The sequence below is a fragment of the Bacteroidales bacterium genome (assembly GCA_018334875.1).
GTDB lineage: Bacteria > Bacteroidota > Bacteroidia > Bacteroidales > UBA12077 > JAGXLC01.
This window is the reverse complement of record JAGXLC010000096.1, coordinates 1-12,998: the sequence shown is the minus strand read 5'-3', so window position 1 is coordinate 12,998 and position 12,998 is coordinate 1. Positions and strand designations below refer to the sequence as shown.

The 12,998-nt window shown below is 38.6% G+C and carries 13 protein-coding genes; 1 reads left to right on the top strand and 12 read right to left on the bottom strand.

The genetic code is table 11. From position 1 onward, the window contains the following. Positions 1-135: 135 nt before the first annotated feature. The 4 genes from KGY70_09675 to KGY70_09660 are packed head-to-tail and all read right to left on the bottom strand — an operon-like array spanning position 136 to position 3,106. A complete protein-coding gene (locus tag KGY70_09675) occupies positions 136-816 on the bottom strand; it encodes a DUF2490 domain-containing protein (GenBank protein ID MBS3775446.1) in 681 nt (226 codons plus the stop codon). Further along, the gene (locus KGY70_09670; GenBank protein ID MBS3775445.1) at positions 817-1,500 is read right to left on the bottom strand and encodes a DUF4956 domain-containing protein; all 684 of its coding nucleotides are present in this window, start codon (positions 1,498-1,500) and stop codon (positions 817-819) included. 14 nt (positions 1,501-1,514) lie between these two features. After that, on the bottom strand, positions 1,515-2,264 hold the full coding sequence (locus KGY70_09665; protein ID MBS3775444.1) for a polyphosphate polymerase domain-containing protein: 750 nt from the start codon (positions 2,262-2,264) through the stop codon (positions 1,515-1,517). 53 nt (positions 2,265-2,317) lie between these two features. Beyond that, positions 2,318-3,106: a hypothetical protein gene (locus KGY70_09660; GenBank protein ID MBS3775443.1), complete on the bottom strand. Its 789-nt coding sequence runs from the start codon at positions 3,104-3,106 to the stop codon at positions 2,318-2,320. Positions 3,107-3,221: 115 nt separating this feature from the next. Here KGY70_09660 and KGY70_09655 point away from each other — a divergent pair, with 115 nt between their 5' ends. Beyond that, positions 3,222-4,064 (top strand): class I SAM-dependent methyltransferase, encoded by an 843-nt coding sequence (locus tag KGY70_09655; GenBank protein ID MBS3775442.1) that lies wholly within the window; start codon positions 3,222-3,224, stop codon positions 4,062-4,064. A gap of 195 nt (positions 4,065-4,259) precedes the next feature. On the opposite strand, the gene KGY70_09650 is transcribed toward KGY70_09655, so the two are convergent. The 8 genes from KGY70_09650 to KGY70_09615 are packed head-to-tail and all read right to left on the bottom strand — an operon-like array spanning position 4,260 to position 12,820. Continuing rightward, positions 4,260-5,177: an NAD(P)-dependent oxidoreductase gene (locus KGY70_09650; GenBank protein MBS3775441.1), complete on the bottom strand. Its 918-nt coding sequence runs from the start codon at positions 5,175-5,177 to the stop codon at positions 4,260-4,262. 5 nt (positions 5,178-5,182) lie between these two features. Next, positions 5,183-6,097: a hypothetical protein gene (locus KGY70_09645; protein ID MBS3775440.1), complete on the bottom strand. Its 915-nt coding sequence runs from the start codon at positions 6,095-6,097 to the stop codon at positions 5,183-5,185. Then, on the bottom strand, positions 6,094-6,786 hold the full coding sequence (locus KGY70_09640; GenBank protein MBS3775439.1) for a sugar transferase: 693 nt from the start codon (positions 6,784-6,786) through the stop codon (positions 6,094-6,096). The genes KGY70_09645 and KGY70_09640 overlap by 4 nt, the downstream gene beginning before the upstream one ends. Next, positions 6,779-8,026 carry an O-antigen ligase family protein gene (locus tag KGY70_09635; GenBank protein ID MBS3775438.1) on the bottom strand — a complete coding sequence of 416 codons (1,248 nt, stop codon included), beginning with the start codon at positions 8,024-8,026 and terminating at the stop codon, positions 6,779-6,781. Before KGY70_09635 ends, KGY70_09640 begins: the two co-directional genes overlap by 8 nt. Further along, positions 7,989-9,092: a DUF1972 domain-containing protein gene (locus KGY70_09630; protein ID MBS3775437.1), complete on the bottom strand. Its 1,104-nt coding sequence runs from the start codon at positions 9,090-9,092 to the stop codon at positions 7,989-7,991. The genes KGY70_09635 and KGY70_09630 overlap by 38 nt, the downstream gene beginning before the upstream one ends. After that, positions 9,085-10,164 carry a glycosyltransferase family 4 protein gene (locus tag KGY70_09625; protein MBS3775436.1) on the bottom strand — a complete coding sequence of 360 codons (1,080 nt, stop codon included), beginning with the start codon at positions 10,162-10,164 and terminating at the stop codon, positions 9,085-9,087. The genes KGY70_09630 and KGY70_09625 overlap by 8 nt, the downstream gene beginning before the upstream one ends. Next, positions 10,161-11,381, bottom strand: a complete 1,221-nt coding sequence (locus tag KGY70_09620) for a hypothetical protein (GenBank protein MBS3775435.1) — start codon at positions 11,379-11,381, stop codon at positions 10,161-10,163. Before KGY70_09620 ends, KGY70_09625 begins: the two co-directional genes overlap by 4 nt. Beyond that, positions 11,378-12,820 carry an oligosaccharide flippase family protein gene (locus tag KGY70_09615; GenBank protein ID MBS3775434.1) on the bottom strand — a complete coding sequence of 481 codons (1,443 nt, stop codon included), beginning with the start codon at positions 12,818-12,820 and terminating at the stop codon, positions 11,378-11,380. The genes KGY70_09620 and KGY70_09615 overlap by 4 nt, the downstream gene beginning before the upstream one ends. Positions 12,821-12,998: the final 178 nt, after the last annotated feature.

Here is a 12,998-nt window from a genome sequence, read left to right as displayed (position 1 = left end):
AAGATTGGATTCCCGGAGATCTACAGCGCTTTTCCGGGACGATTTTTGGGTGGTTTGGGAAAAGCTGTTAAGTGAAGCAAAACTCAGAATCAAACAAAAAGATAAAGTAAATTTTCTCATGTTCAATGTTTTTAGTTATAACTCATATCCAAGACCCAATGAAAGGATATAATCATATTCCGGTATATCGTCGTAGTGTCTTTGAAATCTGTATGAAATGTCCAGGGAAAACCCGTCGTCCAGATCAATATCTGTTCCCAGTATGAATCGGTTTTTATCGGTAAACACAAAAGGCTTATTGTTTAAAGGAGCATAATGTTCTATCCCAAAAGACGGGTCGGCCGGAAAATCATCTATCTTCCAGGTGATGGTTATTCTGTCACGTAAATAATGTTCATAGCGATCCTCAAAGGAAACAGAAGGATAATACTCGGTTTGCAGGCGCGTACGGAATTCAAATTCAAACGGATCGATGTCTTTTTCAAGCTCTCCTTCAACGGTCCAGCGGTGGTAATATTCAAAATACCTGATTTCATTGTTCATACCAAAGCGATAGGATGTGCTGATGTCGTAATCACTAACTCCTTTATACTGCAGTTCCACCTCATAAAGATTTTCGTCCAGGCGGGTAGCATTATTGTCAAACCGCAATCCTATCTCTGCCTGTATGTCGAGGTCATCCATCAGCTCAGTCTCTATGGAAATATCGTTCCAGCTCCGGAAATCTTTGTCTTGCCCCCATACTGTACCTTTTACAAGCATCAGGCCTGTAACAATAATGATAAAGGTAACAAATGGATGTCGGGCAGGCGTCATTTAATCGCTGTTGTTATTTCTGGTTAATTCATTTTCGTCGTTGGCCTCGTTGATGTCGTTGTCGCTTTCATAGTAATATATTCTAATTCGCGCTGTATCCCTCAAAAAGTCAATATTGCCTATCTCAAATTTTTCAATGGTCAAACCCGTGCGGGATTCCAGGTCCTGTTTCAATGCCTCATGATTGGCAGGATGTATATTTTCTATTTTCTCATAAACGATGGTTTTCCTGGAGCGGTGCTTCAACAGCCAGAGCTTCTCGAAACCATAACAAGTCACCACGATAATGAGATTGGAGAACAGCAATTCAGCATAACTGATCTGTTTATTGGCCAGGGCATTGATTACCGACAAGCCGATGACCACAAAAAGATAGGTCATTTCTCTTATAGGGATGGGATTGGTCCTGTAGCGGATGATCCCGAAAATGGCAAACAGGCCGAGGGCAAACCCAAGTTGTAACTTCACGTTATTTAAAAGGAAACATAAAAGAAATACCGTTATGCTGATCAATATGTAAGTGAAGAGATAATCTTTTCGCCGGGTGGAAGTATAATACAGGTACCGGATGATGATTACAATGGCAATCATGTTCAGTGTGAACCGGAGCAGCAATTCCAGGAAATCTGGGATTTTTATTATCTCAATGCCCAACAGTTGAATGTTAAGTAAAATTTGCAGCATAATCCATTCTTGTTTTACATATGATCGATAAACAACAGCTTTGGTTTGTAAAGATTCTTTTTGATGGTTGAATCCAGCATGCTCATACCCAGACAATATTTGCTTACCCTTTGATAGTGGATCAAATCATCGCTTAATATCCTGGATAGCAGAGAATGGTTTCTTCCCCGTTCGTTTTTGATTTCAATAATGCCAATTTTAGGAATACTGACTTCCTTATCATTTTTTAGATGACGGAAATTCAGGTCAAAATCGATGGTAACCTTTTCCTGATGTTCATAATTGAGTAATGTCAAACGAATGTACTCAGTCATCAGGGAAGGAAACAGGCTGTGAGGGTCATAAGGAATGGCCGTTTTCAGAAAAAGGTAATCCTCCCCGGAAAGCTGGTCTATATCTTCAGTTAATATTCGTTTCTTTATGGTACGCCGTTTATTGGATTTATACTTGACTTCAAGATAAATCATTTTGCTGTCGAGATAATTTCTAACGCGTACCTTATAACGGTTTAATTTCCCATTGTGATGTGCTTTATAAAGATCATAATCCTTTGTATCAAAATAGGTAGTACGGTAATGGGAATAATTTTTACAGTTAATCTTTAAGATGTTATAATGATTATGCAGAAGATGAAGTATTTTGTAAAGGTCTTCAGTCAAGAACAGGTATTTTGAATCTCTCCTGTCAAAGAGAAACAGGTCTTCATTGAGCGTAAAGGTGGGAAAGCGACTGATGATTTCTGTAAATTTTTGATCGTCAGACATTCATGTTGGCTTTTTAAAAATATACTAAGATTCCACATTAATGTATTGACGGTTTATTCCTGTTCTATATAGAAGTCTTCCAACTGAATTTTTTTCCCCTTTTCAGTTATCTCTACATCCTGATAAACCGCTAAATCATATGTCCCGTCGCTATCCTCATTTACAATGACATTGTCCGCATTATAATTTACACCGCCCGGCAAATCTTCAGAATATACAAATATCCTGTATTTTCCCTTAATTAAATCCGTAAAGCAAAATTTACCGTCATAGTTGGTTTCCACATCCTCATTAAAGGTTTCGTTGTCATTATAAATCAAATAAACCTCTTCATCCTGAGCCGGTGTAATGTCCTTAATATCCGAATCTTCTTCATAGGGGGGTGTTGCCGAATTTTTATAATTGATCAGATACACCTTTCCGCAGATGGTTCCGCTACCTTCGTCAAATTCCTTTGTATCATAGGTGAATATTTTTTCCAGTTTTTTCTTCTCTTTGTTATCGAGTTTTATATTTTGTTCCATAACCATTTCGGAATTGCTGTTGGGTATGGTATCATCGGAAAAATACCATAACGTGTAGTTGCCCGGCTGCAGAAAGGGAAATTTGAATTTACCGTTGAAGTTGGTTTCCATGTCATCACCTATTACGTCTGCATCGCCGAAATTGATATAGATGTCCTTTGATTGTGCAGGGCGTTCATCTAGCAATACAGAAAAATCCTTATTGTATTCTTTAACCATCAGGGTACCTTCAATGGAAGATTTTCCACCAGGGCCCGGCTCCCGCTCACAGGAAAGTACAAGCAAAACACCAACAAGAAATAATACGGTTCTCATCATCTGAATAGATTTTAATGCCCGATCAAATCAATTATCATCGCCAAAAGTATTCTAAATTAACAAAAATTTAAAATTCGGATTAAAAAATTTTAATATTTGAAGAAATGTGGTTAAAATGAACTATAGGTTAGCAGCATTTGTTGATCATTTTATGAAAAGTAAACATTCAGATTTTTACGATTACGTTGCCCGGTATTACGATAAGGATATTGAGCTGGGATTTGAGTCCTGGGCAGAGGAAAATCCAATTTTGGAAAAGATCCGTAATGACTTCAGGCAGATAACAATCAGATATCCTTTTAAAAATGCCCTTGAAATAGGCTGCGGACCAGGCTTTGATGTTACATGGCTTGCCAGGGAATTTCCCGACAAGGAGATCACCGGAATTGATATCTCTCCCAGGATGGTGGAACAAGCCAAAAAACGCATAAATTCAATGAATCTGAGCAATGCAAAAGTTATGGTAAGCGATGAACGCGACCTGCCAAAGCAGTTCAAAAGCGAAGCATTTGATCTGATTTATGTATACTTTGGCGCTCTTAACACCGTCGCCGATCTGGACTTTGCGGCCAAACAAATCAAAAATCTTCTGAAACCCGGTGGACATGCTGTACTTACTTTTGTGAACAAATGGTATCTCAGGGAGATGATCGTTCAAGCATTGAAAATGAACTTCAAAACCGCCTTTGCCCGTCTGCGTGAAGACTGGGGAGGCTATTCACCAGCCAGACACCTGCCCTCGAAATGCTACAGCTCGAAACAAATTCGTAAAGCCTTCGCCGATTTTTCATTACTGGAAAAGAAAGGCTACAGCATCCTGTTTCCCGCGTGGTACAATTTCAATAAATTTCTGAACCAAAAAGAAAAAACGGAGAAACTCTGGAAAACAGATCAGAAATTGCAGAATACGCAATTGTGGTCGAAAGGGGAATATACCTTGTTTGTTTTCAGAAAATAATGGACAACTTTTGCTTTCCTGTTTAAAGTTTATCCAAAAAGTTATAAAAACTGATACATGTTTAATCTTTACTCTGTGACACTCTTGTTTTTTCTCTGTGTTTTCTCTGTAGTTCAGATATTAAAAATTTAACCACAGAATTCACGGGGAAATTCACTGAAGAACACAGAGAACTAAATAAACAGAGTCTATTTATTATCTGATGAACCAGTTTTTATGGGTTTCATAGAATGAACACAGGAAATTATCCAGCGACTTAACCTTGTATTTGTTCAGAATATTTGGATAGTTGGTCTTCAGGATGATATTGGAAGTGAAAGCTTCCAGAGCCTCTTTTTCCATTTGCCTGGTAAAAATTTCCTCATGATTCTTAACCGGAAGCTGAAAGATTTGTGACAGCCTGTTTACAAAATCTTCCTGTCGCAGGATCTGATCTGAAAAAACATTATAAATTCCGGGAGCCGGGGCTTTTATTGCATATATCCGCATCAGATCTGCCGCATCGTGCACATCAATAAACTGCATCTTGTTTTTCATATCGCCAAAGGAAGGTATGACCCTGTATTTTTTCATTATATCCATGTAAAACCATTTGAACCAGGAGCCGTCCCCTAATATCCAGGGAAAACGAAGGATATGAACAGGATAAGCATTTCTGAGACAAGCTGAAACGAGCGGTTTTTCACCTTTAGAATACTGTCTGGCAAAACTTATCGGATTGACAGGTGAATTTTCACTATGAGCTTCCTTGCTGTTGCCATACATCAGGCTGCCTGAAGCAAAAACAAGATTGGGCTGAACATTTGAATTTTTTAATCCGGTAATCAACTTGCTGTTGAACTTTTCAGCTTTGTAAGCTGCTATTTTTCTTCCGGTTCTTCGTAACCCGGGCACAACAGGGCGGGCACAGTGGAAAACAATATCAGGTCTGATATCATTTATCATTTCAGCATTAAGAGCTTTTATACCGCCCCTGATAACCTGACATCTCTTTACATCATCTATTTTCTTCTTATGTTCAACTACATAAATATCTTCATGATTATTAAGCAACACATTCAGCAAATGGTTTCCAATAAAACCGCTTCCACCGGTCAATATAATCCTGTTCATGCTGTTTAAGTCTTTGTTCCTTCATTGAATGCCTTCATGATCTTTTTTTCATAATCAGCAGGATGATTTTTTGAAATGTGGATTTCGGTTTGAAAGGAACGCCTGTAGTCGTACTCGTTATAATTATGCCCGGACCATTTTCTACGCCACTTCTTGTCGGTAAGGTTCATTAAAAAATTATTCAGTTTTTCAGGAAATAAATGATTAATAACAAACTCTGCAATGGCTTTAAATGGTCTTTTACTGTCTTTTATCAGGTAATCATCATGAATCCTTGTCGGATAGTTTGGCAGAAATTCCCTGAACCACTTGTTTGCTTCGATAAATTTTTGGTTCAATTCCATATTATACACAGGAAGTATAGTAGCTGTTTCAATGGCTGTATATTGATTCCGGTTTGAGATCTCAAGGGCACTCATATCAATAAAATAATTCATGCAGAAATAATGCTGGTGTCCCGTAAGGAAAGTCAACTTTTTGAAAAGATGTAAAAATGTGCGGGCTATCCATAAACGGTTGCTGTTGGTAATTATAAAATAATCAATATCCGGTTTGTCTCCTGCGTAAAATTTGGAGAGTGCACCGCTGATGGCAATGCCCTTTACAAAAGGAAAAGAGGCAATTATGGATACATATTTCCCGGACTTTTTTAACAGTTGCCTGGCTTGTAGGTTTCCTTTTTTACGTTCTTTTACCCATTCAACATCATTTTCAGATATAAAATAGCCCTCATGTTGAAATATTTTTCCTTCCGACACGAGTTTGCTTAATGCATCCTGTATATCATATTCAGAGGCCGGACAAGGATTAAAGGCATGTATCTCACTGGTTGTGAGCGGATATTTAAATATTCCAAAATAGGTAAGACATTGAATACATCCTTCTTCAATTTTTTCTATGGTCAAATTTTGTGGCATCATGCATCTTTAATAATATGGATCACCGTTCCAAAAATGATCATCAAATCTCCGGTCAGGCTCCAGTTCTCAATATATTCAATATCGGATGAAAATCTATTTAATACGTCACGGTCGTTTTTAATATGACCATGATAACCCCGTATTTGGGCCAGGCCGGTTAAACCAGGTTTTACCTTGTGCCTGTCGTGATAATATGCTATAAGCTTTGCATCTCTTTCAACCTCCGGAAGCATATAGGGCCGGGGGCCAACCATGCTCATATCTCCCCTAAGCACATTGATCAGTTGTGGCACTTCATCAATAAAATACTTCCTGAGAAAAAAACCAACCCTGGTAATTCTGTTATCTCCTACTGCAGTCCGCTGTATGTTTGCTTCCCTGTCAATGTACATGGTCCGGAATTTAATGCAATTAAAGCTTTTCCTGTTCATGCCCGTTCTTTCCTGAATAAAAAACACGGGACCTCTCGAATCGATTTTGATCAACAGGGCAACCAAAGGAAAAAGCCAGGAGTAAATTCCCAACAATAAAATTGTGGCTGTTACAACATCAAAGCTCCTTTTCAAAAACCGGTTGTATACGATTGTAAGGTTATCCTTGTACATCGGCTTGTATGTTGGTGTCATCCAGGCTTCAGTGAAAGCACCAACAAGATTATCTTTGCAGTATTTTCTAAAGATATCAGCCATCATCATAAGATTTTAAACCATTCCTGTTTGCCAGAATGATCAAACAGAACATCATAATCCCGGCTTGTCTTTCAAGAACTGATTCTGTCATAAAAAACAACAGGGTAACAATGTAAACAAATAGAGGGAAAAATAGTTTTATACGCATGCAGAGAATTACATATATAACTATTGAAAAAAGGATGATTAATCCAGGTATGCCTGTTCCAACAGTTGTCTCTACAAACTGATTGTGAAAATTATACCCAAGATAGCCTCTGTCCCCAAGTCTTGGATTACCGGTATACACATTATATTTTCTATAATACCTGTTAAGGATTTCCTGCCGGTTTCCTATACCGGTTCCCTGGAGCCACGCGTTGTTATCATCCAGTATTTCAAAACCGAGTCTCCATTGAAGCAATCTCAGGGTAAATCCGTTAAAAGGAGTATCGTAGGCGTATTCATCCTGAAAGGCAATTTTGGGATTGATATTTTTTAGCTCGCTGATCCTCTCATATATAGGCACGGAACCTCCAATGATTAGAATCATTAACAAAATCAAAGCCCTTGCTCTTTTCTTTTTCTGAAGTTTGGATAACATCTTTACAATCACAACAGACCCTGTGATCAATACAAACAGTTTTGATGCTGATAAAAGCAACAACAAAAGGAAAAAGATCAGCAAAGGATATCGGAATTGTTCAACAAACGGTTCTTGCCTTTGATAAATCAGAGATATAAGTGCAATGGATAAATACCAGGAAAAATAGATGGCGCCAAATTGAAACGGTGCAGCAAATTCATGGTACATCCAGTAATCCAGGTCAATTCCGTGCAAGGATCTGATGATAGCCCTTAAAAGCATCTGAATACCTGTAAGGATGAGTCCGGCATAAAATCCCCTTAAAGCCCATTTTTGGGGATCCTTGATACTGGAATTACCAGTAATTAAAATGAAAGGGAATACAATAAAGGAAAGTTTTCTGACAAGGCTTGCTTTAACCTCCTCAAAATTGGGGTCAAATAACAAACTGTTGGCATGCCAGAGAAAAAGTATCAACAGAAGTAAACCCGTTATGGACTGCTTTTTATTGATACGCGGTCTTTGGATTATCGATCGGATAATAACACACAATCCCAGCAACCACAAAACAACAGTTGTTCCCCTTTTCGATACCGGGAGCATGAACCACAACAAAGTCCAGAGCCAGGTAATCATCTCAGGAAGGATCGAGTGCTTCCTTAAACACTTTTTCATAGCCACTACTTATGATTTCCCAGTTATAATGTCTCCTGATCTTTTCCAGATTATTCTTTATCCGGATGTTATATTCAGAAACATCGTTATTTGCCAGGATTCGACTTAATTCGGCAGCCGAAGAAAAATACAAGGCATCTTTTCCCAGCACCGCCCGATTAAAGGCATTCCGGTGAGCGCTGATTTTGCATCCGCAGGCCATGGCTTCCAGCAGTGAAGGATTGGTACCTCCCACAGAATGTCCGTGTATATAAAACCTGCAAAATCTTCTCAAACTATTAAGAATATTTTTTTCATAGACAGGATCAAGAAAGATCACATTGCGTTCATTTCTGTATTGGCGGATCAACTTTTTCTTGTAGCGGTTATTATTACCAATGATCACCAGGGGTATGCCATCTTTTGACTTTATTTTTGCTTTAATGGCAGTTTCAATATTATTGTCCGGTATGATGCGGGAAACAATAAGATCATATCGCCCGGGCGTCAAATTATAATTTTGAGGGACCAGTTTTGAAAAATGATCCGGAATATCTGCACCATAAGTAAGGTAATTCACGGGAGTTTTATATTTATTCTCCAGGTATTCTTTGATGGGATAAGAATCTGATATAAGAACTTTACTTCGCCTGGTAGCAAGAGCTTCTGCAAATTTAAGAAACCTTCGGACAGCAATATTGTATTTTGACCGTGCCCATTCAAGGCCATCCATGTTTACTATATGTATACTTTGTTTTGCCCAGATCAAATACCAGATAGAATCGCTTGTGTATCCCAGGTGATATACAATGTCAAAGTTTCTTTTGCTGCTGTCGAGGTTAGACAATAAATCATAAATAAACTGGCCGAATGTTCCAACACGTGTTTCAGGATTCGGTATCAGAATTCTTCTTATTCCCTTCCAATATTTGTTTTTTAGCGGATGTTCCCGAACTGTGTAAACAGAAACTTCATGGCCTCTTTCTACAAGACGCCTGCCCAATACAGACGCAAATTCTTCATATCCCCCGTAGCGGTTTGGAATTCCTCTCGACCCCAATAAACCTATTGACAAATGTCTATCCATTGTTCAATATTTTTTCGTAGGCTTTGCATGTTGCTTCAGCAGCTTTCTGCCAGGTATATCTGTTCAAAATAATCTCGCGTAAATGGGGATTAACAGGCTTTTTCAAGGCCATTAGAACAGCTTTCTCAATACTTTTCAATTCATAGACCTTACAAAACCAGGCTAAATTATTAAAATAGGCTCTGGTGTCACCTCCTTCCCCAACAACAGCGTTACAGCCCATGGCCACGGCTTCAAGCGAACTAAGTCCTGTTGTTTCAAACCAGCCCGGAAGGGCATGTACTTTGGCTGATGCATAATGCCCGATTAATTCTCTCTGAGGCATATGATCATAAAAAGTCACATTTCTGCCTGCAATTTTTTTACAATACTCATAGTACTTCTTATGATTTGGAGGTGCTTCCCCAATAATATCAAGTGGAACACCAAGTTTATTACAAACTTGGATAAGAGAATGTTGATTTTTTCTGCCATAAATCTGGGCAACACAGATTATCTTTTCCTGTCTATGAATATATTCAGGAATTTCACTAAAAATTTGCTTGTCAATGCCATTGGGAACAACCACGTAATTCCCCATGAAACCAAAATCCCGGCTCAGCCGTGAAAATTCCGATTCGGAATTGGGCAATACCAAAGATGCGCCGTTCAGCACCTTATTGATGGCTCTTTTATGACCCAACAGATATTCCGTACTTACCAGGCGGTCCTGTTTTCTTACAAAGCGATATACATTTTTTAGATATTCACTCTTTGATTTACCAAGCGACTTAAACAGGCTTCTTGTTAGCAAACCCCTTCCCATCCTGTCGAATTCAGCATAATCCAGGTAAATGGTACTGACTGTATAGGGTTTGTTGCTTTTGCGGATATGATAAAGGTGATCGGCTGGCCGAATGATGTTGAAAAAGTGAAGCAGGTCAAACTTTTCATAGGGTACCTGCTGGGAAGCCAGAAATATCTCCGCCTGAACACCCAGCTTTTTCAATTCATCAGCAGTTTTCACGACCTGGGTGGTGTCTCCGCCCCGGATTTTGTACAATGACGAACGGGCAATGAAGGCTACTTTCATAAGGCCTCCTTTTTTCCCGGGGTCATTTCAAAAACAGGAAAACGCGAGGTGAAGGCTATCACCCAGATGCCCACCTCGGCTACATTGGTCAAAAAACTTCCCGTAAACTGGTAAATAAAAATGAATACAAACAAAATCAGTGAATATAGATTTTTATAGATCTTTAAATGCACGAAGAAAAATAGCTGGATCAGAATCTTAAGTGTAAACCCGTAAATGCCGTATACAGCAAGCATCTCAGCCATGGAATTCGGAATACGAAATACTTCCGGAAGATCGCCGCTATGATCATAATGGCTGGTAATAAAATCGTGGGCCAGTACTTTTACCTGACCGGGACCCACTCCCGTCCATAGATTAAACTCTTGTACCAGGTCTGCCGCAAACATGAAAGAATCGGATAACCGTGCTTTTGCGGAAGTATCTGTTCCTTCCAATATATTTATGATCCTTTCAAACAGCGGATTGGAAGGCCATAACAAGCCCAAAAGGATGAGGATTATAACAAGCAGGATCATTAAATTCAATAAAACAGATTTGGAAGAACCGGGAATATTTTTGTAATGCCAACCCAGGCCAATTAACATTGCAAGGAAAATTCCACCTATTACACCAAATGAAAGGGACAACATAAGGGGAATGGCAATTCCGGCAGTGGTGATCAATGGATGGGACGACTTTCCAATAATCATCTTTAACAGAAAATAAATGAACACCGGACTCATTAACAAACCATAATGAGATGGTTCATAACCCAATAACCTCAAGCGGGGAAAGGAGGGTATACCCGGTGAAATGGGAGTATGATCCCACATGACTTTATTTATTGCTGGAAATGGCAGAGTTATCAATGCAATGACTATAAGTACAGAATGTATTATTAATATTTTATAAAACATATCATCCAGATACCCTCTCATCTCTTTAACTGCCCGGATGGCGGTGAATAAAAAAATCCAAACCGTTAATATAAGCAGGGTTGAAATGATATATGTTTTTAAATCCACGCCTATGGCTAAATGAAAAGGAATCGGGATCAACAATAAAACACCCCATTTAAAAAGCATCGGAAGGTCGTGTTTTTTATACAACCAGTAAAAAAATACGGGTGAAAGAATGGCAGTATATAAAAGTCCTTTGGGCAGCAAAAAATTGTTTGCAAAAAAATACAATACCACAAAAGGGAAAAAATGGTAGTATGTTTTATCTTGTATCATTCAGCAAGTAATTTAAAATTAAAGTTTTTATCTTTTATATAGGTAAACCAGTATAAGAGCAGGCCTAAAACAATAAACAGCGCAGTTATCTGCCACCGGGAAGAAAGGATTGCGCCCGTGATCATCACAGTGGGCAGAAAGGTCAAAAAACTTTCCTTGAAAGTACTTTGCTTTAATATCCTTTTATTTACAAGATAGTATTCCAGCGGCATAAATAAAACCAAAGCAATGGTCTGTCCCCAGATGAGACTTTCAGCTGTCTTGTAAAACACAAACAAAATAACCATTCCGGCAATGATCCCCAACTTGTACATGAATTCCAGAGATGTTATGAATCTTAATGAACGGATGGCATTCAGGTAAAGTTTAGGTACGATGGACATGAGAAGAAAAGCTTCGAAAATGAGAAACAATTTAAAAAAACCGATCATTTTTGAATATTTCTCCTGCCCCAGCCAGAGAGTAAAAAGGGGTTCGCTGATAAGATACACAACAATAATGATGAGCAGCGAAAAACCAACTGAAAAAGCCCGGATTGTATGAAAGTGCTTTTGGGTATCCTGATCTGATGCCTTTATCCTTGATACTTTAGGTAAAAACCAGCTTACCACTGCTTCAAAGGCTCTGTGCAGATGATTTGTTATGGTAGTAGCCAGAACAAAATAGGTTACGGTGGCTGTACCAAGAAAATAAGCGATCAGGAAGCGATCCATCTGAAATGACACCACTGCAATAATGTTTTGCAGCCAGCTCCAGAATCCGAAATGATAAAGCTCCCTTCTCTCTTTAAAAATTTTTAGAACCCGCAGCTTATACCCGGGTAATCTTTTGTAGATCACATATGCCAGTATAATCACCATAATGCAATTCACAACGACGCTTCCTACAAAAATGCCCAGAATGGAATATCCCCTGTACACCAATACAAAATGCACCATCAAAGCAGTAAGGCGGTTGAGTATATTGAAAATGGCCGCCATATTGTACTTTTCAAAACCTTTAAATATATTTTGAAACAACAATTCAGGGAATTTCAATGCGATCAGAAATGTTGCGACAGATATGGTATCCCAAATATAAGCATCAAAAAAGCCGGTTTTTTCCATCGGAGTGGTTATGATACCCAACCCAATCAATATTGCAGTGAGCATCATAATACCCAAAACTCTTGTAGCTGCATTTATGTAGGCATATAATTTCGACTGATCGTTCTCCCCAACGGCTGCTGAAACATGGGCAATAATGGAGCGGGAAAGACCAAAACCAACCAGATGCACGCTTATAAAAACATAGGAATTCATGAGCATCCATTCTCCAAACACATCCTCTCCCAAATTGTTAATAAAGAAAGGAGTGGCGGCAAGAAATGCTGCCGGGTAAATCAGTATATTTGCCAGATTCCAGGCTGAATTTCTTAAATTTATTGAAGTTCTGGCCATGATGTAAATTTAACAAAAACAAAGGGGTGTGGGTTTGGTTCAATCCTACAATTCATTAGTGTAAGAGTTTATTAAAGGTTTGAATTCCAATTTGATTTACATGCTAAATTCATAAACTCTGCTTGTATTACCATGGAACCCGCATGTTAATCATGTTCTTGTTGTGAAGGTTCCTGCA